This window comes from Natrialba sp. SSL1, from assembly GCF_001861355.1.
Taxonomy (GTDB): Archaea; Halobacteriota; Halobacteria; order Halobacteriales; family Natrialbaceae; genus Natrialba.
The window spans coordinates 266,289-284,863 of record NZ_MASN01000018.1; the positions used below are offsets into that span (position 1 = coordinate 266,289).

The window sequence follows — 18,575 nt, forward strand, 5'->3', positions numbered from 1 at the left end:
CATACCATTTGCAAACGTTTCACTCTTTGTTGGATAGTCACATATTCACAAATAAGAGAACGCGGTAATTAGCAACTCTTACAGATTCTGGCACCCGCCATACGAGGAAGCTTCTTATATAGTGGGCGGCAGGTGTGACCTGTGGAGTGTCACGTCTACTACGAGGGTGATGACGACCCCAAAAAGTGCACCGCGCGCCGACTCGAGAAGTTCGATGAGGCGACGCTCTATCGGACGATGCGACAGGTGCCCTACGGGGTCGTGCTCAACCCCCACGCCGAACAGGCGCTCTCACCGGCCGACGCCGACGACGGATTGGGCACGCTCGTCGCCCTCGACTGTTCCTGGGAGTCAGCGGAGGAAGCGGCGTTCAAGATGAACGGTGTCCATCGGGCCCTTCCCTTCCTCGTTGCCGCGAATCCAGTCAACTACGGCCGGCCGTTTCAGCTCACGACCGTCGAAGCGCTCGCCGCTGCCTGCTGTATTTTCGACGACTGGGACCGCGCCGAGGAACTCCTCTCTCACTTTCGGTGGGGCGAGACGTTCCTGACGCTCAACGAGGAGCCCTTGCGCCGGTACAGCGACTGTGCCGACTCGACCGAGGTCGTCGCGGTACAGGAGGAGTATCTGGCCGACGAGGCGGACGGCGACGGAACAACGTCCGAGTAGCCCGCCAGCGCACAGGACCACAGCGGTTATATGCACCACGGGCCAACGGAGCGACATGCCAAGTTTCGACGCCGCCGAAGATCGGATGCTCAACAAGATGATCTGCATGCGCTGTAACGCACGCAACTCCGCCGAGGCCAAGCGCTGCCGCAAGTGCGGCTACAAGAACCTCCGTCCGAAGGCCAAAGAGCCACGCGCAGCATAAGACGACATTCGTCCGGTTTGGCCACGCCAGTTCGTGGCCGGTGGGCGATCCGTTTCTACTTCGCTTTCGACGCCGCTTAGTCGTATTTTTCTGGACCGACTCGGGAACACGTTCCACACGACACGCCGTCCCTGAACTGACTGAGCCGACTCCAAATTGCCAGGGCGTACATCTCAATCTGGGGCTTGTTGACTACCGTACCTACGAATCAGCAGGCCCTACGGTGATTCACCGAGACCTGCTACGAATCAAAGGGACTAATTAGATCAATTATCATTCACAGGCATGGATAGATCAAATTCCATGAGTGTACAGCTCGATAACTGGTCCGGACGACGGAGGGCAAACTGATGCACCCGCTGCTCGTCGACGCGCTTCGACTCGAGTTCGAATCGAGTGCCTACAGTGTGATCGAACTGCTCCCTTCGTTGCTTGCGGCAGTCCTGTTCGTCGCAGTTGGTATCTACGCGGGTCGGAAGATTCAGCCGGTCGTGAACGACGCTTCACAGCAGGCCGGTCTCGACGACCACGTCAGGGAAACGCCGTTTGGAACACTGGTTCCAGACGACACAGCGGCAGTCTCGCGGGTAGTTGCCGTCCTCGGAAAGTACTACGTCGTCCTACTCGCCGTCTTCGCCGCCGGGTCGCAACTCGAGTTGCAGTTCGTCACAACCTGGAGCGAGTATCTCCTCATCACCGTTCCATCAGTCCTCATCGGGATCACCATCCTCGTCGTGGGTGTCTTCGTTGCCGACGCCGTCGGCGATATCGTCCACCAGTCAGTGCCGGTCCAGTCGTCCGGATACGCCTCTCTCATCGCTGGGGCGACGACGGCGCTCGTCTACTTTGTCGCTGCAGTCATCGGTCTCGACATGATGGGGCTCAACGTCGCTATCCTCTACACGTTCGGGCAGGCGTTCGCCTTCGGTGCCGGCCTCGCCGTCGCCCTCGCCATCGGTATCGCGTTCGGGCTGGGTGGAAAGGAGTACGTCGAAGCCAACGCCGACGACTGGTTCGACGGGTCCGAGAAATCCGCTGCCGACCCGGCCCCTGCAGCCGACGACTGAACTGGGTCCCAAACCCACAACTCGATCGGTTTTCACACGCTGACTCGCAGCAGGATCGAAGCACACGATCGACGCTGGTACGGACGCAAAAACGAAACCGGGCGACACGACGAGCCTGGTGCGTTCAGCCGTCTGGATACTTCGGTTCGCGCTTCTCGGCCCGCTCGAGTGCCGTCTCGACGACGTCGCGAACGTCGCCGTGGAAGACGTCGCCGTGACCCGCGTACATGTGCTCGACAGTGTCCGGGAACTGCTCGAGCAGCCGCTCGATACTCTCGATGAGCTGTTCGCGAGACTGGCCAGCCATGTCTGTGCGTCCGAAACTGCCGTAGTCGAACGCGCCGTCGTCGTGGACGACCACGTCCCCTGAGAACAGCGTCGTTTCCGAGACGAACGAGACGTGATCGTCCGCGTGCCCCGGCGTGTAGACCACGTCGAACGTCTCGTCGCCGATCTGGACCGTGTCACCGTCGTCGATCGGGTGATCGCGCTGTGGGTGGTGGTCGTAGGCGTACACCGCCGGATCGAACGCCTCACAGACCGCGTCGAGTTGACTCACGTGATCGCCGTGTTGATGTGTCAGAACGACAGCGTCGACGTCGTCCGTATACTCGCGAATCGTGTCGACGACGCCGTCCCACGCGCCCGCATCGACCAGGGTCGTCTCCTCGCCGACCGCGAGGAATGCGTTACAGGTGAACGTCTCCGCGTCTTCGGTGACGTGGTGTACCTCCATACGGGTGTACTCGAGTGCCGGGATCAAAATCGTGCCGTCTGATTTCGCCGCCCCGCCAGCCGGAAGTCCGATTGTGTGTTGTCCTAAAATCCGAGAAACGTGTCGTAGAAGGACTCACAGGGCCGTCTCACGCAGTACGTAAACGAATATAAACGGGTGACCACGGAATTTTTGAACGCCGGGGTCCAAGGAGATACTGTATGGGATTCGGAAGCTACGACGAATCCGAGCAGCAGGAAGTGGACGCTGATTTTGATGAGGATGACGCCGTAAAATCAGGGGAGAACAGCCACAATGGAACGATCGAGTTCGAAAACGGGGCGTCGAGCGACGAACTCCTCGACCGTCTCAAGGATATCAAGGACGAAGACGAAGCCGGCGACGGCTAACGCCGAACTCGATTTCGATCGCGGGCAGCGCCGATGAAATCCGGGGTACGAGCGCTGGGCATCGCCGAATCGTACCGCGGTCGGCGTGAGCACGAGCGACGAGGACAGTATCGATGTGGTCGGTATGCGTGTACTCGAGACGCAGCCAGTGACGACGCTGCCCGAAGCGCAGACAGCAGTGGAAGCGATGACAGGAGCAGTGTCGACGACGGCGAGGACGCTGTCCACCGGAACAGGAGCACCCTGGCCGGCGCTGTCGTCCGCGCTGACCGCGTCGTCGATGGTCTTACCTATGGCCAGTGTACGGTCGGCGGAACCGACGCAACCGACGCCGTCGTGTCACTCCTGACGGATCTGGAGCGGCCGGACGTGCGGTACGTCCTACTCGGTGCCATCGCCCCGGCGTGGTACAATATTCTCGACCTCGCGCGGATCCACGAGGCAGCCGAACGGCCGGTTCTCGCAGTTACCTTCGAAGCGAGTCCCGGACTCGAGGACGACTTACGAGAGGCCTTCTCGGGCGAGGGACTCCAGCGTTGACTCGCGGTCTATCGGAGTCTGCCACCGCGAACCGAGTTGACGGTCAACGACGAAACGGTCTACGCCCGATGGCTTGGCTGTGACCGCGAGGAGGTCGAGTCAGTAATTCGGGCGTTCACACCGGTTGGCGGGCGACCGGAGCCGATTCGCGTCGCGCGGCTCGCGGCTCGGGCCGGTGATACCTACGAGCGGGCTGTGGGAAACGAGTACGACGATTACGACGGCCAAGACGACTAAACTTACGAAGACGCTGGCACCGTCTCCTCGAGGTCGAACGCCAACACGTCGCCCTCGCTCACGTCGTGTTCTTCCGTCCACTCGTAGACTACCTCGAGGACGTACTGTCCGCGTCCGGGATACTCGTGGTCGGCACCGTCCTCGTCCGGGCCGGGTTCTGGCGCGTGGTGAATCTCGGTGATCGTGCCCTCGTCGTCGGCGTAGATGATGTCGATGCCGTAGTTCATCTCCGGCATGTAGAAAACGTGGTCGTCCACCTCGTCGAAGACGAACAGCATGCCGTACGTCGGCGGCAGCGTTTCAGTGCCGCTGAGCCCCTGCGAGGCCTTTTCCGGCGTATCGGCGATGAGCGCGGTGACGGCCGCGAGTTCCGTGCCGTCCGGCTCCTCCGCACGAACCTCGGTCAGCTCGTAGTCACCGTGGACCGTCACCCCGTCGTCGGTGGTCGTCGTGTTGTCGTCGCCACTCGAGTCGGCGGTGTCGTCAGCACCGTCACTGCCATCCTCATCACCATCATCATTGCCGGACTGCTCCGGCTCAGAACCGTCGGTCGACTCGGGTTCGCCATCGCCACCCGCGTCGAGACAGCCGGCGACTGCACTCACACCGGCGACCCCGAGCAGGTATCGTCGAGACCACTCGCGAGACATACGATGGGAGTCACCGGAGCGGAGTAAGTGAGTTCTGTTCGTTCTCCTGGGAGTTTCTGAATGAACGTGTGATGATTCGAGACGAAACCAAGTCGCGACGGCTCGGCAGTAGTGCGGGTTGGTATCACTGACCATACCAGGCGAACAGTTACGTGCTCGCCGTCGAATCACACGGTAGCCAGTGAGTGACGGATGACCCAGTAATTCGCCTCGTTTTCCGACCCCGCAACGCCCGCACACCGCTCCGTCACGACTCACATGACAGACTATCCGACACGCGACGAACTGGACGACCAGTACACCTGGGACCTGACTCGGCTCTACGAAACGCCGGCCGACTGGGCACGCGCCGCAGCCGAACTCGAGTCCCGGCTCGAAACGCTACACGACCACCAGCAGCCGACCGACTCACCCGCTGCGCTGGCAGCCGCACTCGAGTCCATCGAGTCCGTGCTGGTCGCCAAGAGTCGGCTGACCCTCTACGCGCAGTTGCACCGAAACGAGCATCCGACGGACGAGAAGCGACGCGACCGCCACAGTCGCGGACAGCGGCTCGCCGCCAGCGTCGACGAGGCCGTTCGCGGGCTACAGCGGCGGATTCAGCGCGATGCGGCGAGCGTGCGCGCCTTCCGCAAGGAGGGAGACGACGCACTCGACGGTTGGCACGCCTATCTCGACGACCTCCTCGCGCAGGCACCCCACACTCGCGACGCTGATACCGAATCGGTCGTCAGCGCGTTCGCACCCGTCATCGAGACCCAGACGGATACGATCGCTGCGATCAAGACTGGCGATTTCGACCCGCCAACCGTCGAAGCATCTGACGGCGATCCGATCGCCATCGACCACGGCACGTATCGGGAGGCACTCGAGAACCCCGACCGATCGGTCCGCCGCCGAGCGCACACGGCGTACATCGACGCGCTGGCCGACCACGACCACGCGCTCGCGGCGGCGCTCACCGAGAAAGTGCGCGCTCACGCCGCCCTCGCAGCGGTTCGAAACTACGAGTCAGTCCGCGAACTCGCGCTCGCAGCACCCAGCTATCCCGACACCGGAATGCACACCTCGTTTACCGAAGCCGCTCACGACGCGGTCCTCGAGAACGTCCGCGATCACCTCGAGGCGTATCACGGGCTACTCGAGAGCCGCCGCGACCTGCTCGGCGTCGAGACGCTGCGCCGGTGGGACGAGCGGGTGCCGGTGGGTCCCGACGACGCGGACGCTCCCGAAATCACGTTCGAGGAGCTGTGCGACCACCTCCTGGCCGCGGTCGAGCCGCTCGGTGCGGACTATCGGAACCGACTCGAGTCGATGCTCGACGAGCGCCGGATCGACGTGTATCCAACGGCGCGAAAGCGAACGGACATTCCGGCGTACTGTCCCTCGAGCCCGGACGCCGGCCCGTTCGTGCTCGCGAACTTCCGCGAAGACGTGCGGACGGCGTTCTACCTCGCGCACGAACTCGGCCACGCGATGCACATCGAGTGTATGCGGGCGTCTCAGCCGCCGCGGTACGTGAACAGCCCGCGGCCGATCAGCGAGGTGCCGAGTCTGGTCCACGAACTGCTGTTAGCTGACCATCTCCGCGAGGAGGGACGACCGGAACTCGTCCCGTTCGTCCGCGAGCGCCGAGCGCAGTTCCTCGCCGGCAACGTCTACGGCGCCGGCGAGAGCGCGACGTTCCTCCACGAAGTGTACCGAACCGCCGAGTCGGGGACCGACCTGACGCCGGATCGGCTCTCGGAACTGTACGCGGACATCGCCGCCGAGTTTCGCGCGCCGGTTACGCCACCGGAGGGCGACACGGCTGCAGCGACGCGCGGCGCACCCTGGCGACAGCAGGCATACACCCGCGATCCGTACCACAACTACCAGTACGTCACCGGCACCGTCGCGGCCGTCTCGGCCGTCAGGCGGCTTCAGTCGGGTGCCCTCTCGGCCGAGGCGTATCTCGAGTTCCTCCGGCACACGGGTCGGCGTGAGTCGAGCACCTCGTTCGACGCGCTCGGCGTCGACGTGACGGCGGCCGAACCGTACGAGCGCGTGGCGAGTGCACTCGAGTCGGTTCGGGCTGCTCGGCTGGGCTGATCCGGGCCGTCCCCGTCGCGGAGAGCGATCGACGCGCACCTGCGACCCGAAAGACGTAGTAGGCGGCCGTCTGAGCCACACCTATGGGAGAGATGGAGGACCTCTGTGTCACCGAGTGTGAGCGCTGTCCCGCACTCGTCGACTCTCGTAGCCAGATCGTCAACGGCACCGGCCCCGAAGACGCCGACATCCTGTTCGTCGGCGAGGGCCCCGGCGCACAGGAGGACAGCCAGGGCGAGCCGTTCGTCGGCCGCAGCGGTTCCGTGCTCGACGGCCAACTGCGAATCGTCGGGCTGGATCGCGACACCGTTCGCATCACCAACTGCGTGCGCTGTCGCCCGCCGGAGAACCGCGATCCGACGGCGGACGAACTCGAGAACTGCCGCGGTTATCTCGAACAGGAGATCGAACTGCTCGACCCCGACGTGATCGTCACGCTCGGGAAAGTACCAACGGAACACCTGCTCGACCGCGACGTTGCCGTGACGAAGGAAGCCGGCTCCGTCGAGGACGTTCGCATCAACGGCACGCCCCGACGGCTCCTGATCTGCGTCCACCCCGCGGCGACGCTGTACGACCGAAGCCAGGAGGAGACGTTCGAGTCCGCACTCGAGCGCGCCGCCGAACTGGCGGGTGTCGACGGCAGTGACAACACGAGCGGGCAGACGCGACTCGACGGCTTCTAGAGAGAACTCAGACTTCGTCTCGATCCGTAAACGTGTAGCGCCGCGCAATCCGGCCGTCCTCGAGTTCGTGGAAATCCGCGAAGCCGAATTCGACGGACTCGCCGTGCTGGACGCCCGAGAAACTGCCGCGGACTGCCGCCGTGTTCGTCTGGTCGTCGACGACGACATCGTGCACCTCGTGGCTGCCGTTCTCGAGTGGGCGGCCCTCGAGGTAGAACTCGCGCAGAGCTTCACGGCCGGTGATCGCGCCCTGTCCGGGGCGTTCGTAGCGGACGTCCTCGGTGAACAGTTCGACGAGGTCGTCGTAGCGTTCGTCGTCGACGGTGTCGTAGTAGTCGCGGACGATGGATTCGGGGTCGTGGGTGGGGTCGGTTCGGGCGTCGTCGGTATCGGTGTCTGTATCAGTCATGCGTAGCCGTACACTTTCGGACCCTATATGCCTCCGTTCACAGGCGAGATCTGCAGTCAGAGGCAGTCAACACGGTGTGCACTCTGCGATGTGAGCCGCGGAGCTGCCGGTCAGAAGTTGGTTTTCGAGGTCCGTAAGGGACCTCAGAAAAGGTCCGTGGAGGTAACAGGCTATGATACAGCAACGGACCGTATCGGCCGTAGACCGGACACCCAAAAAGGCTCGGTCTAGTCAGGAATCTCACGATACTGGTAATGTAGATAGTAGTGAGTACTGCAGCAACAACACGACAGAGACCGGTAATACCCTGAGTGAGGCCGATCTCCCGGGGGTTCCCCTTGATCACTGCGAACACGACCACTGCTTCGGGGGACTCGAAGAGTAATTACCCCGAAAACATAAATGTGAACGAAGCGACAATCGACAAAATGGAGACTCACGAATCAACGGACGACCACCCAGAATACTCCAATGAGGACGTGGCTAAGGTGCTGTCAGCCCTCATTTTCATCTACGGGGTATCCCTCATCTGGTCGGCATCGACCATCCTCGATATCTTACTGATCACACTAGCCTTCTTCTCATCGCTTGGTATCTTGGCTCTCTCGTCGTGGGGACTGCTCACCGCCCTGACCTTCTTCACCGGACTTCTGGTCAAGCACACGGCATCTATCGCCGATCAGCCAACTGACGGAGACCTCCCCATCATCGCCCTTTCCCTGGTCATGATTCTCATCCTGATCGGGCTTCGCAAGGATTTCCTCTCCGATCAGTAGGAGAGATTCATCGCTTCGACGATCCACCACCAGTCGCCGCCCTTTGACCGTTGACCTCACCGAAACCGATCAGAACCGACGGACCGAACGCCGCGTGCGATTGCGCGAATGGCAATACACTTCAACGCGCCGCCCCCAGATCCGGTATGAGCACCCTTGCTGCTGACGCGGAGCAATCTCTCGCCTCCGTCGTCGTCGTCGACTACGGGCTGGGGAACCTCCGAAGCGTGACGCGCGGACTGGAACGAGCGGGTGCCGACGTCGAGATCACCGACGATCCGGACGCCTTCGCCGACGCCGACGGTGTCGTCCTCCCCGGCGTCGGCGCGTTCCGCGAAGGCGTCGAGAACGCCGATCCGATCCGCGAGGACCTCCTCGCCGTCGCCGAGCGCGGCCAGCCGCTGTTCGGCATCTGTCTCGGGATGCAGATGCTGCTGACCGCGAGTGAGGAAGGGACGACCGACGGCGAATCGGCCGTCGAAGGACTCGACCTCATCCCCGGCACGAACGTTCGGTTCGACGACGGGCAAAAGGTCCCGCACATGGGCTGGAACGAACTGACCGTCGAGCGCGATCACCCGTTAGTCGAGGGAGTCGACGGAGAGTACGCCTACTTCGTCCACTCCTACTACGCCGTCCCCGACGACGAGGCGAGCACAGTCGCGAGCACCGACTACGAGCGCGAATTCCCTTCGATCGTCGCCAACGAGGAAGGCAACGTCTTCGGCACCCAGTTCCACCCCGAAAAGAGCGGTGAGACGGGACTGCAGATTCTGCGGAACTTCGTCGAACTCTGTGCAGACCGCTGAGCAGTAGAGCAATAGGCGTCTGAACGCAGTCGTCTAAAGAGTACAGCGAGAGTTCCACGGGTCACCTGACCCGTGGTACTTTACGCACTCATTGCTCCGTTCTCGTCACTACCGAGACCACTCCTACGACCACCATTTAGACGCTCCACGCCGTACCATCCAACGAACACGACATGAGCCGCCTCCAGCGCCAGATCAGCCTCGTTCTCGGCGTCGTCTTCTGCACCGTCTTCGGGCTCACCGTCATCGGCGAACTACTCGCACTCGAGTCCGGCGTCTGGACGGGTACCGGGACGGAGATGGAGACCGAGGACGGGACGCCACCCGAGACGACGGAACTTTCGCCGGTTTCGGTCGGTGGGACCGTGCTCGTGTTGCTTGGCTCGGCGGCGTTCGTGCTCGCAGGCGTTCGCGAGTCCGTCACGGTAGGAGGACGCGAAGTGAGCTGGTGGCAGCTGATGAATCTCGGGTTCTGTGTGATGGCCGTTGGCTGGATTGGACCGCTGGTGTCGACGATTCAGACGGCGCTCATGCCGGCGCTGATTCCGCTCGCTGTCGCCGTCGCCACACTCGGATTCGGACTCGTCCGACTCGGGCGCGAACAGCCGTCTGCGATCGACGACAGCGATCCGTTCCCGCTCGAAGTCGCGATGACGGTGCTCGTCGGCGGCATTCTGGTGATTTTCTCGATTATGTACGTGCAGTTGTTTTTCAGTTTGTACTAACGATCGAGCGACCACTCTCCGTGTCACAACCCACTACAGAAACTCGCGAACCTCGGAATACCACATATCGTGGTAATCGACGTGTCCCACGCGTCGTGCGATGGCAACCGCGAGGACGTGCCAGCAGAGGTCCGTCGGATCGTCCGCGTCGAGATTGTACTCGCTGTCCTTGCAGGTACAGCCCCCGTCCTCGATGATGTACTCGTCGTCGTAGCCGACGACGATCGTAAAGTCTCGATAGGATTTGACGCGATTCTCCCCAACGGCCTCGATGGCCTGGACGCCGCGGTCACCGTGGAGGCGCGAGATCTGTTGAACCACGTCGGGGGTCAACTCACCCGCCTCCTCGAGTTGGGCCTGCCAGCGCTCGACGGGAGTCACGTCCGGCACAGTCGTGACTGTGTCCCCGACTGTAAAATCGGTTTGGTTGTAGTCGGCGCGGGCGGGCGCTCTATACCACGGCGCTTTTCGTCCGCTACCGACGAGAGATGAGATAGACATGCGCATCACCGAGGGTGGGGTCGAACTCGAGGTCCCGGGTGAGCAGACGGACGGGGTCGAGGAATCTGTCTTCTACAACCCGCGCCAGGAACTGAACCGGGATCTGACGATCGCGACGCTGCGAGCCTACCGCGAGCGCGAGGAGCGCGCCGAGTCCTACCTCGATGCGATGACCGCGAGCGGTATCCGCGGCGTTCGGGCCGCCGCCGACGGCTGGGAGGTCACCTGCAGCGACGTCAACGAGGACGCGATCGACCTCGCCCGGTCGAACCTCGCGCGCAACGACTGTGAGGGAACCGTCGAACACCGCAACGTCAACGCGCTCATGCACGAGCAGGTGTTCGACGTGATCGACCTCGACCCCTATGGGACGCCGATGCCCTTCGCCGACGCGGCGTTCGCGAACTGTCGCGACCTGGTCTGTGTCACCGCAACCGACACGGCCCCGCTCTGTGGCGCACACTTCAACAGCGGCGTCCGCTCTTATTCTGCGGTGCCGCGAAACACCGACTACCACGCCGAGATGGGTGTTCGCATCCTCCTCTCCGCGCTCGCCCGCAGCGCCGCCCGCTTCGACGTCGGCGTCGAACCGATCCTCACCCACGCGACCAGTCACTACGTCCGGACCTACCTCGAACTCGAGCACAAGGCGACCTCGGCCGACGCGGCCGTCGACGAACTGGGCCACATCCACCACTGTGAGGACTGTCTCTACCGCGAGCACGAGGGTGGCCTCCTTGCAGACCCGGTCGAGACGTGTCCACACTGCGACGGAAACCGAATGCTCACAGCGGGGCCGGTGTGGCTCGGGTCGATTCGCGACCCCGAGTTCGTCGCCGCGGTTCGCGAGGAGGTCTCCGCACCCGACGAGTTCGGAACGGCCGAGAAGGCACGCGAACTCTGTCTCGAACTCGAGTCCGAACTCGACGAGCCGACTCACTACGACCAGCACAAACTCTGTCGCAACTGGGGACTGCCCGCGAACGCGATGGACGACTTTCTCGCTGATCTGCGCGAGGTGGGCTACGAGGCCTCGCGGGCACACTACGGTGGCACGACGTTCAAGACGGACGCGAGCATCGGCGAGATCCGCACGGCAACGGAAGGGAATCTCGGCTGAGAGACGGGCCGCCCGTATTTGGTCGTCCCCCGCGTCTAGACACTCGTGCTCGAACGCAGGGACGACCACATCGAAACCGGCAAGCGGATCGTTCGCCTCGCGCGCACCGAACAGCTGACGCTGCTGTCCGCCGGCGTCGCCTTCTACGGCTTCATCTCGCTCGTCCCCCTCATGTTGTTAGCGCTCGGGATCGCCGCCTCGATCGGCGGCGAAGCGCTCGCGGCCCGGCTCACCGCCGGGGCCGGCGACGTCCTCACACCGGCGGCACAGGAGGTACTCGCCGAGACCATCGTCGACGACACCGGTCGACAGAGCGCGACCGTCGTCGGCGCGCTGGGGCTCCTCTGGGGATCGAGCCGCGTCCTTCGCGGGCTCGACCGCGCGTTCTCCGAGGTGTACGGCACCGCCGGCTCGAAATCCCTGCTCGACACCTTCTGGGACGCGACGATCGTCTTCCTCGCAATTTCGGCCGGTCTCGCGCTCGTCGGGGGACTCGAGTTGGTGATTCAGTTCGTGCCGATCGTGCGAGCGATCGGGCCGCTGTTCATCCTGCTCGCGCTGTTCGTGACGTTCCTGCCGCTCTACGTGGTCTTTCCGGGAAAGGACGTCGGGTTCCGAGAAGCGACACCAGGTGCGCTCATCGCCGCCGTCGGCTGGCTTGCGCTCAGTCACGCCTTCTCGCTGTACGCGAACGTCGCGACCGGGTACGCGCTCTACGGGGCGCTCGGCGCGGTCTTTCTCGTGTTGATCTGGCTCTACGCCGGCGCGATCATCCTCGTCTTCGGCGCGGTCTGCAACGCCGTTCTCGCCGACCGTGAAGTGGATCGGCAGCTACAAAGTCCCGGCGCTCGACAGGTTCAGACAGAAGCGATGACCGACGACGCCACGGGGGCCGACGAGGGGACGCCGACGGAGCGCTCGGAGTCGTCTGGACCGTCCGACCCAGCCGAATCAGCCGACTCGCCCGCCCCGTCAGAATCGACGGCCGCGGACGAACCGGCTGCGTCGGAGACGGGAGACGGCTCAGGTGAGCCGACCGAGACGGATCGCGCGAGGAGCACCGGTACCGGTCAGCGCCGAGCCAGCGCCCGCACTCGAGACCGGTCCGACGATCCCGAGGTGCTCCGCGAGGAGATCGAGCGTCTGCGCGACCGCGTCGAGACCTTCGAGGAGAACGTCGAACGCCGGACGGTCGAAAAGGAGTCACTCGAGGGCGAACTCAAACGCTACGTTCGTCGGCGCGTCCGCCACAGCCACGCCCACGGCTGGGGACCGTACCTCGTGTTGCTCTACGGCACCGCGATGGCGATTGCGGCGTTTTACTTCCTCAGCGGCGGCTGGGCGATTCTGGCGATGTTCGTCGTCTGGACGTCGACGCTCGGTGTCTACCTGCTGATGGTGCTGTTCGGTGCCGGCATGTCGGTGCTCGGGATTCCGGGGCGACTCCGTGATCGGATCGGCGACTGGCGGTCCTGAGTCCGTAGTCAGTGTCGTCCCATGCTGTTTCGGTCCTGTTTTGCTGTCAGTTCAGCGTGCAGTTCCAAGCTGACAGTTCAGTTCTCAGTTGGTAGTTCAGTTCGTAGTCCACAATTCAGTTCTCAGTCCACAACGCAGTTCTCAGCCGACAGTTCAGTTCCCACACCACTCTGGTAGTACACGGACAGCACATCACAGCACGCACAGCGAACATGGTGTATTCGATCTAACTAATCGGTGCTTATAACAACGCATTGGGTGTAGCGAGAGTCGATGTGGTTCGACCCCACCACCGTCGAAGCCGTCAGTGAGCTGTTCCCCGAGTGGGCCGCCCTCCTCTTTGCGCTCCTCTCACACCTCGGGAGCGTCTGGTTCGTCGCTCCGGCCGTCGTACTCGCCTACTGGTTCGGCGACCGCGAGCGGTTCGCCTCCTGGCTCGCCATCGTGATGGGCGGCTACGCCGTCATGGTCGGACTCAAGGGACTGTTCGCGACACCGCGGCCGGACGTCCCCCCGCCACTCGCACCTGCGGATCTTCCGATCGGCCTCGAGCAGTTCTACGCTCCCGCCGTCGAGGTCGCCACCACCAGTTTCCCCAGTGGCCACGCCATCGCCGGCACCGTCATCTGGACCATGCTCGCACTCGAGTCCCCCGTCGGGACGCGCCGCCAGCGCGCCCTCGTCGCGGCGGTGATGATCACGCTCGTTTCGCTCTCGCGGGTCGTACTCGGTGTTCATTTCCCGATCGACGTTATCGTCGGCGTCGCGGTCGCGCTCGGGTATCTCGCAGTCGCACTCGCCGTACAGTACTGGGTCGGTGCCCGCAACCCACACCGGGCGGCGAGCGCGCTGTTCGTCCTCACCGCAACAATCGCGCTGCTCGCGCTCGTGACCGGGAATCGACTCGACGGCGCGGCGTTACTCGGCGGGGCAGTGGGTGCACTCACCGTTTGGCAGTACGCCCCGCCGCCGCGGACGCCGTGGTCGGTCACCGCAGGCGTGCTCCTTCGCGCCACGATCGGGGTCGCGGCGCTGGCGCTCGTCGCGCTCGTGTTGGTGGTACTCGAGTCCCTGCTGGTCTGGTTCGCGGTCGGCGTCACGGGTGGCGTGACGGTTGTCGGGTTGCCGCGACTCGTAACGGACGAGTCGTCGCCGCGATCACGGGTCGGAGCTGTTGAGCAGTAGTCTACGGCTTGTCCGCACTTGGGTCACACTCAGGCAAATCGGATCACACCCACGCGCATACTCGGGCAAATCAGGCCACACGCAGGGCTGAAAACAGTAGACGTGCGTTCGCGGCTTCAGAACGTCTCGAGGTAGCGGTCGAGTTCCCACTGGGAGACGTCGATCAGGTACTCCTCGAACTCCTGGCGCTTTGCCTTGACGAACTTTGAACCGACGTGCTCGCCGAGAGCATCGTAGACAACGTCGTCCTCCTCCAAGGCGTCGATGGCGTCACCGAGATTCGACGGGAGCGTCTCGATACCGTACTCTTCACGCTTCTGCTCGTCGAACTCGTAGATGTTCTCACGAACGGGATCGGGGCAGTCGAGATCGTTTTCGATGCCGTTCAGTCCGGCGTGGATCATGACCGCAATGGCGAGGTACGGGTTACAGGACGGGTCGGGCGAGCGCAGTTCGACGCGCGAGGCAGCGGGAACGCGGGCGGCCGGCTTGCGGATGAGCGACGAGCGATTGCGATCGGACCAGGCGATGTAGACCGGTGCTTCGTAGCCCGGCACAAGGCGCTTATAGCTGTTGACCGTCGGGTTCGCGACCGCGGTGATGGCAGGTGCGTGCTCGAGAATCCCGGCGGTGAACGCACGAGCCTCGTCCGAGAGGTCGAACTCGTCGTCACCGTCGTGGAACGCGTTCTCACCGTCGTCGGTAAAGAGTGAGATGTGGGTGTGCATGCCCGAGCCGTTGACCTTCGGGATCGGCTTCGGCATGAACGTCGCGTGGTAGTCGTGCTGGGCGGCGATCGCGCGGACGACGGTGCGGAACGTCGCGACGTTGTCCGCGGTCGCAAGCGCGTCGTCGTAGGTAAAGTTGATCTCGTGTTGTCCTTCGGCGACCTCGTGGTGGCTGGCCTCGACTTCGAAGCCCATGTCCTCGAGGCCGTAGATGATGTCGCGGCGAACGTCGCTCGCGAGGTCCTTCGGTGCGAGGTCGAAGTAGCCGCCGGCGTCGTTCGTTTTCGTCGTTGCGCGCCCGTCCTCGTCCTCTTCGAAGAGGAAGAACTCCGGTTCGGGTGCGGCGTTGACCGTGTAGCCCATCTCCTCGGCGCGATCGAGTGCACGCTTGAGAACGTAGCGCGGGTCGCCCTCGAACGGTTCGCCCGTCGAGGTGTTCACGACGTCACAGATGAGGCGAGCGGATGCACCATCCTCGCGGTCGCGCCACGGAAGGATCGCAAACGTATCCGGGTCGGGCGTGAGTCGCATATCCGACTCCTGGATTCGAACGAAGCCTTCGATAGACGAGCCGTCGAAGTAGATCCCCTCTGCGAAGGCTTTTTCGGCCTGTCGTGCCGGTATCGAGACGTTCTTGACGGTTCCGAGAATATCAGTAAACTGGAGACGAAGGAAATCGATATCGTGTTCCTCGATCTCGTCGAGGACATCTTGTTCGGCAGCCGTGATGTTTCCGCTTGTCATCTTTCTTGTCGTGGTAGCCAAGTAACTCCCCGACTAAAACCCTACTGTTCTGAGCAATTCTTCGCTCACCGGAGTGGAATTGAATATTCGTAAATTTCTAAAGGCCTGGATGAGTGGGTGAACATGATGACGTACGAAAATCTCGACGCAAAACTAGTGAATGCCCTCCTCGGGGACGGGCGTGCGAGCCTCCGCAGCCTCGCCGAGGAACTCGATGTCTCGGTTACGACGGTCTCGAACCACCTCTCGGACCTCGAAGACGAAGGCGTCATCGAGGGCTACACACCCAGAGTGGACTACGACGCCGTCGGCTACGACGTGACTGCCGTTATCCAGCTGCAGGTCGAAGGGAACGCCCTCCCCGACATCACGGACACGCTGCGTGACCACCGCCAGATGATCAGCGTCTACGAGGTCACCGGCGACTACGACGTGATCGCCATCGGCAAATTCAAAGACACCGACGGCATGAACGACCAGATCAAAGAGCTCCTGACCGACCCCGACATCAAGGCCTCGAACACGAGCGTCGTGCTCAACGCCGTCTCCGAGAACGAGCAGTTCGAACTCGACGTCGGCGACGACGCCTGATCGGGGCGCGAAACAGCCCGACAACGCAGATCGGTCCACGAGTACAACCGCACTCGCAGTCGCAGCCGCAACCGCAACCGCAACGACAGAGACAGAGACAACGGCAGCGACAACTACAACCACAATCAGTCGGCTTGCACCAACTCGAGACCACATCGTCTCCGCTCACTTTCGATTCCACTCGAGTACGTTCGATCCCATCCGACGCTACTGGACACCCCTCGAGAGAACGACCCGGCGCGACTGCGTGACGCCCAACGCAGCCAACCTACTCGAGTTCCTCTGCCACTGGCATCGATTCGAGATGACCAGCTTGTGCCTTCCAGAGGGCTGCATAGCGACCGTCAGCCTCGAGGAGGTCGTCGTGGGTGCCGCGCTCGACGACCTGCCCGTCGGACATGACCAGAATCGTATCGGCGTCCTTCACGGTCGAGAGCCGATGCGCGATGGCGAGCGTCGTCCGGTCTTCGGTGAGGCGATCGATCGACTCCTGGATTAGCCGCTCGGTTTTCGTGTCGACGGCGCTCGTCGCTTCGTCCAGAATGAGGACCGGCGGGTCGGCGAGGACAGCCCGTGCGAGCGCGATTCGCTGGCGCTGGCCGCCAGACAGTTTGACGCCGCGCTCGCCGACCCGCGTCTCGTAGCCGGACTCGAGTTCGGTGACGAACTCGTGAGCCTGGGCAGCGTTTGCGGCCTCGCGGACGGCCTCGTCGCTGGCCTCGAAGTGGCCGTAGCGGATGTTGTCGGCGATGGTGCCGTCGAAGAGGAACGTGTCCTGGCCGACGTAGCCGACCGCGGATCGCAGGTCCGCGAGCGCGAGGTCGCGCACGTCGTGGCCGTCGAGCCGAATCGAGCCCTCCTGCACGTCGTAGAGTCGAAGGAGGAGTTTGAGCAGCGTCGACTTGCCGGCACCCGTCGCGCCGACGAGTGCGACCGTGTCGCCGGAGTCGGCCTCGAAGGAAACGTCCTCGACGACGGTTTCGGGGTCGGTATCGTCGCCGAGTCGGGCGTTGGTCTCGCCGTAGCTGAACGAGACGTGATCGTAGGTGACGCGGCCGTCGACGGCTTCGGGTTCGATGTCGACCGGGTCCTCGGGGTCGTCGACGTAGACGGGGATATCCATCAGCCCGAAGACGCGCTCGCTCGAGGCCTTGGCGTTCTCGTACTGGTCGACGATGTTCGAAACCTCCGCGAGCGGGTCGACGATGCGCTGGGTGAGCATCAGGAAGACGACGAAGTCGCCGACGGAGAGCGTGCCGGTCAGCGGTCCCGGTGCGGTGCCGGTCGCGAGCCAGAGGCCGCCGACGAGGAAGGTCGCGGCGAAGGCGAGTCCCGCGAGCAGTTCCATCCCCGGCCGGTAGACGTAGGTGAGTTTGAGCACGTCCATTGTCCGGTCGAAGAGGTTCTTCGAGGAGTCGCTGACGCGGCCGACCTCGTAGGGTTCACTCGAGGAGGTTTTGGTAAGCCCCATCCCCGCGATGGCGTTCTCGAGGCGGGTGTTGAGCCGACCGACGGCGGAGCGCTGGCGGACGTACCGGGGTTCGACGACGCGCATGAACCAGAGGGTAAAGAGCACCATCGCGGGTACCGCGAACAGGGTGACGAACGCGAGTTGCCAGTTCAGGTAGAACAGGACCCCGGCGATGCCGGCGACCATCACGATGAGGCGCGCCGAGTTCATCAGCGCGTTGTCGAGGAACAGTTCGAGGTTCTGGGTATCGTTGTTGAGGACGGCCATGACTTCGCCGGTCTGCTTGTCGTCGAAGAAGGCCATGTCCAGCCGTTGCATCTTCTCGAAGCAGTCGACCCGGACGGTGTGCATCACACTGTGAGCGAACAGGTTGGCGGTGACGCCGTATATCCAGGTGAAGACGGCGACGACGACGAACGAGACGGCGATGGCAACAATCGTGAACCAGAACTGAGCCATGGGCTCCGCCGGCAGCCAGGCGTCGGGGACGAGCGGCAGTTCGAACGCGCCGTCCGCGTCGGTGAAAATCGCGTCGATGGCGACGCCGAGCAGGAGCGGCGGAACGAGACTCGCCATCCGCGCGACGAAATTGGCAACCATCCCCGCGGAAAACCAGCCTAATCGACCCGGTGCGTACGACAGAAACAGCCTCGAAATCGGCCGGTCGACGTCCTCTCGGTAGACGTCGAACGGCGTCTCGTCGGTCTCGGTAGTCACTGACACCCGCTATTGTTTCGAATCGTAAATCCACATCGATCGATCACGCCCAG

At 63.2% G+C, this 18,575-nt stretch carries 19 protein-coding genes and 1 pseudogene; 14 read left to right on the forward strand and 6 right to left on the reverse strand.

Features of this window, described 5'->3' with window-relative positions; genetic code table 11:
* The first annotated feature begins 141 nt into the window (after nt 1-141).
* The 3 genes from BBD46_RS05460 (at nt 142) to BBD46_RS05470 (ending at nt 1,941) form a co-directional block, all read left to right on the forward strand.
* On the forward strand, nt 142-669 hold the full coding sequence (locus BBD46_RS05460; RefSeq protein WP_071400731.1) for a DUF367 family protein: 528 nt from the start codon (nt 142-144) through the stop codon (nt 667-669).
* A 55-nt stretch (nt 670-724) separates the two neighbouring features.
* Nucleotides 725-874 carry a 50S ribosomal protein L40e gene (locus tag BBD46_RS05465; RefSeq protein ID WP_004217246.1) on the forward strand — a complete coding sequence of 50 codons (150 nt, stop codon included), beginning with the start codon at nt 725-727 and terminating at the stop codon, nt 872-874.
* 350 nt (nt 875-1,224) lie between these two features.
* Nucleotides 1,225-1,941, forward strand: coding sequence for a hypothetical protein (locus BBD46_RS05470; protein ID WP_071400732.1), 717 nt, complete (start codon nt 1,225-1,227; stop codon nt 1,939-1,941).
* Between the two features lie 124 nt (nt 1,942-2,065).
* On the opposite strand, the gene BBD46_RS05475 is transcribed toward BBD46_RS05470, so the two are convergent.
* On the reverse strand, nt 2,066-2,677 hold the full coding sequence (locus tag BBD46_RS05475) for an MBL fold metallo-hydrolase (protein ID WP_071400733.1): 612 nt from the start codon (nt 2,675-2,677) through the stop codon (nt 2,066-2,068).
* A 200-nt stretch (nt 2,678-2,877) separates the two neighbouring features.
* On the opposite strand from BBD46_RS05475, the gene BBD46_RS05480 reads away from it, so the two are divergent.
* Nucleotides 2,878-3,066: a DUF5786 family protein gene (locus BBD46_RS05480; RefSeq protein WP_071400734.1), complete on the forward strand. Its 189-nt coding sequence runs from the start codon at nt 2,878-2,880 to the stop codon at nt 3,064-3,066.
* Between the two features lie 33 nt (nt 3,067-3,099).
* Nucleotides 3,100-3,843: pseudogene (locus tag BBD46_RS05485) on the forward strand (DUF99 family protein).
* Nucleotides 3,844-3,845: 2 nt separating this feature from the next.
* On the opposite strand, the gene BBD46_RS05490 reads toward BBD46_RS05485, so the two are convergent.
* Complete coding sequence (locus BBD46_RS05490; protein ID WP_071400735.1) at nt 3,846-4,493, reverse strand: DUF192 domain-containing protein; 648 nt, start codon at nt 4,491-4,493, stop codon at nt 3,846-3,848.
* A 258-nt stretch (nt 4,494-4,751) separates the two neighbouring features.
* Between BBD46_RS05490 and BBD46_RS05495 the strand changes: the two genes are divergently transcribed.
* Nucleotides 4,752-6,584 carry a M3 family oligoendopeptidase gene (locus BBD46_RS05495; RefSeq protein ID WP_071400736.1) on the forward strand — a complete coding sequence of 611 codons (1,833 nt, stop codon included), beginning with the start codon at nt 4,752-4,754 and terminating at the stop codon, nt 6,582-6,584.
* Between the two features lie 83 nt (nt 6,585-6,667).
* Nucleotides 6,668-7,270 carry a uracil-DNA glycosylase gene (locus tag BBD46_RS05500; protein WP_071400737.1) on the forward strand — a complete coding sequence of 201 codons (603 nt, stop codon included), beginning with the start codon at nt 6,668-6,670 and terminating at the stop codon, nt 7,268-7,270.
* A gap of 7 nt (nt 7,271-7,277) precedes the next feature.
* Here BBD46_RS05500 and BBD46_RS05505 read toward each other — a convergent pair whose 3' ends face one another.
* The gene (locus BBD46_RS05505; RefSeq protein ID WP_071400738.1) at nt 7,278-7,679 is read right to left on the reverse strand and encodes a nuclear transport factor 2 family protein; all 402 of its coding nucleotides are present in this window, start codon (nt 7,677-7,679) and stop codon (nt 7,278-7,280) included.
* A gap of 428 nt (nt 7,680-8,107) precedes the next feature.
* On the opposite strand from BBD46_RS05505, the gene BBD46_RS05510 reads away from it, so the two are divergent.
* The 3 genes from BBD46_RS05510 to BBD46_RS05520 all read left to right on the forward strand — a co-directional run bounded on the left by BBD46_RS05510 (nt 8,108) and on the right by BBD46_RS05520 (nt 9,989).
* On the forward strand, nt 8,108-8,455 hold the full coding sequence (locus BBD46_RS05510; protein WP_139173509.1) for a hypothetical protein: 348 nt from the start codon (nt 8,108-8,110) through the stop codon (nt 8,453-8,455).
* A gap of 146 nt (nt 8,456-8,601) precedes the next feature.
* On the forward strand, nt 8,602-9,264 hold the full coding sequence (gene hisH, locus BBD46_RS05515) for an imidazole glycerol phosphate synthase subunit HisH (protein ID WP_071400740.1): 663 nt from the start codon (nt 8,602-8,604) through the stop codon (nt 9,262-9,264).
* 173 nt (nt 9,265-9,437) lie between these two features.
* Complete coding sequence (locus BBD46_RS05520) at nt 9,438-9,989, forward strand: hypothetical protein (protein WP_071400741.1); 552 nt, start codon at nt 9,438-9,440, stop codon at nt 9,987-9,989.
* Nucleotides 9,990-10,022: 33 nt separating this feature from the next.
* Here the strand turns inward: BBD46_RS05520 and BBD46_RS05525 are convergent, their stop codons facing one another.
* Nucleotides 10,023-10,379, reverse strand: coding sequence for a hypothetical protein (locus BBD46_RS05525; protein ID WP_071400742.1), 357 nt, complete (start codon nt 10,377-10,379; stop codon nt 10,023-10,025).
* 109 nt (nt 10,380-10,488) lie between these two features.
* Between BBD46_RS05525 and BBD46_RS05530 the strand changes: the two genes are divergently transcribed.
* The 3 genes from BBD46_RS05530 to BBD46_RS05540 all read left to right on the forward strand — a co-directional run bounded on the left by BBD46_RS05530 (nt 10,489) and on the right by BBD46_RS05540 (nt 14,271).
* Nucleotides 10,489-11,610, forward strand: a complete 1,122-nt coding sequence (locus BBD46_RS05530; RefSeq protein WP_071400743.1) for a tRNA (guanine(26)-N(2))-dimethyltransferase — start codon at nt 10,489-10,491, stop codon at nt 11,608-11,610.
* A gap of 45 nt (nt 11,611-11,655) precedes the next feature.
* Nucleotides 11,656-13,086 (forward strand): YhjD/YihY/BrkB family envelope integrity protein, encoded by a 1,431-nt coding sequence (locus BBD46_RS05535; RefSeq protein WP_071400744.1) that lies wholly within the window; start codon nt 11,656-11,658, stop codon nt 13,084-13,086.
* 273 nt (nt 13,087-13,359) lie between these two features.
* The gene (locus BBD46_RS05540) at nt 13,360-14,271 is read left to right on the forward strand and encodes a phosphatase PAP2 family protein (RefSeq protein ID WP_071400745.1); all 912 of its coding nucleotides are present in this window, start codon (nt 13,360-13,362) and stop codon (nt 14,269-14,271) included.
* A 116-nt stretch (nt 14,272-14,387) separates the two neighbouring features.
* Here the strand turns inward: BBD46_RS05540 and glnA are convergent, their stop codons facing one another.
* Nucleotides 14,388-15,743, reverse strand: a complete 1,356-nt coding sequence (gene glnA / locus BBD46_RS05545) for a type I glutamate--ammonia ligase (RefSeq protein WP_071400746.1) — start codon at nt 15,741-15,743, stop codon at nt 14,388-14,390.
* A gap of 126 nt (nt 15,744-15,869) precedes the next feature.
* Between glnA and lrp the strand changes: the two genes are divergently transcribed.
* Nucleotides 15,870-16,334, forward strand: coding sequence for an HTH-type transcriptional regulator Lrp (lrp, locus tag BBD46_RS05550; RefSeq protein ID WP_071400852.1), 465 nt, complete (start codon nt 15,870-15,872; stop codon nt 16,332-16,334).
* Nucleotides 16,335-16,602: 268 nt separating this feature from the next.
* On the opposite strand, the gene BBD46_RS05555 is transcribed toward lrp, so the two are convergent.
* Nucleotides 16,603-18,522: an ABC transporter ATP-binding protein gene (locus BBD46_RS05555; RefSeq protein WP_071400747.1), complete on the reverse strand. Its 1,920-nt coding sequence runs from the start codon at nt 18,520-18,522 to the stop codon at nt 16,603-16,605.
* Nucleotides 18,523-18,575 lie beyond the last annotated feature (53 nt).

Bases quoted from the DNA above. Each gene is read 5' to 3' on its own strand.
- BBD46_RS05520 (WP_071400741.1), top strand. From the start codon at position 9,438: ATGAGCCGCCTCCAGCGCCAGATCAGCCTCGTTCTCGGCGTCGTCTTC.
- BBD46_RS05510 (WP_139173509.1), top strand. From the start codon at position 8,108: ATGGAGACTCACGAATCAACGGACGACCACCCAGAATACTCCAATGAG.
- BBD46_RS05480 (WP_071400734.1), top strand. From the start codon at position 2,878: ATGGGATTCGGAAGCTACGACGAATCCGAGCAGCAGGAAGTGGACGCT.
- BBD46_RS05495 (WP_071400736.1), top strand. From the start codon at position 4,752: ATGACAGACTATCCGACACGCGACGAACTGGACGACCAGTACACCTGG.
- BBD46_RS05500 (WP_071400737.1), top strand. From the start codon at position 6,668: ATGGGAGAGATGGAGGACCTCTGTGTCACCGAGTGTGAGCGCTGTCCC.
- BBD46_RS05540 (WP_071400745.1), top strand. From the start codon at position 13,360: ATGTGGTTCGACCCCACCACCGTCGAAGCCGTCAGTGAGCTGTTCCCC.
- lrp (WP_071400852.1), top strand. From the start codon at position 15,870: ATGACGTACGAAAATCTCGACGCAAAACTAGTGAATGCCCTCCTCGGG.
- hisH (WP_071400740.1), top strand. From the start codon at position 8,602: ATGAGCACCCTTGCTGCTGACGCGGAGCAATCTCTCGCCTCCGTCGTC.
- glnA (WP_071400746.1), bottom strand. From the start codon at position 15,743: ATGACAAGCGGAAACATCACGGCTGCCGAACAAGATGTCCTCGACGAG.
- BBD46_RS05505 (WP_071400738.1), bottom strand. From the start codon at position 7,679: ATGACTGATACAGACACCGATACCGACGACGCCCGAACCGACCCCACC.
- BBD46_RS05475 (WP_071400733.1), bottom strand. From the start codon at position 2,677: ATGGAGGTACACCACGTCACCGAAGACGCGGAGACGTTCACCTGTAAC.
- BBD46_RS05465 (WP_004217246.1), top strand. From the start codon at position 725: ATGCCAAGTTTCGACGCCGCCGAAGATCGGATGCTCAACAAGATGATC.
- BBD46_RS05530 (WP_071400743.1), top strand. From the start codon at position 10,489: ATGCGCATCACCGAGGGTGGGGTCGAACTCGAGGTCCCGGGTGAGCAG.
- BBD46_RS05470 (WP_071400732.1), top strand. From the start codon at position 1,225: ATGCACCCGCTGCTCGTCGACGCGCTTCGACTCGAGTTCGAATCGAGT.
- BBD46_RS05490 (WP_071400735.1), bottom strand. From the start codon at position 4,493: ATGTCTCGCGAGTGGTCTCGACGATACCTGCTCGGGGTCGCCGGTGTG.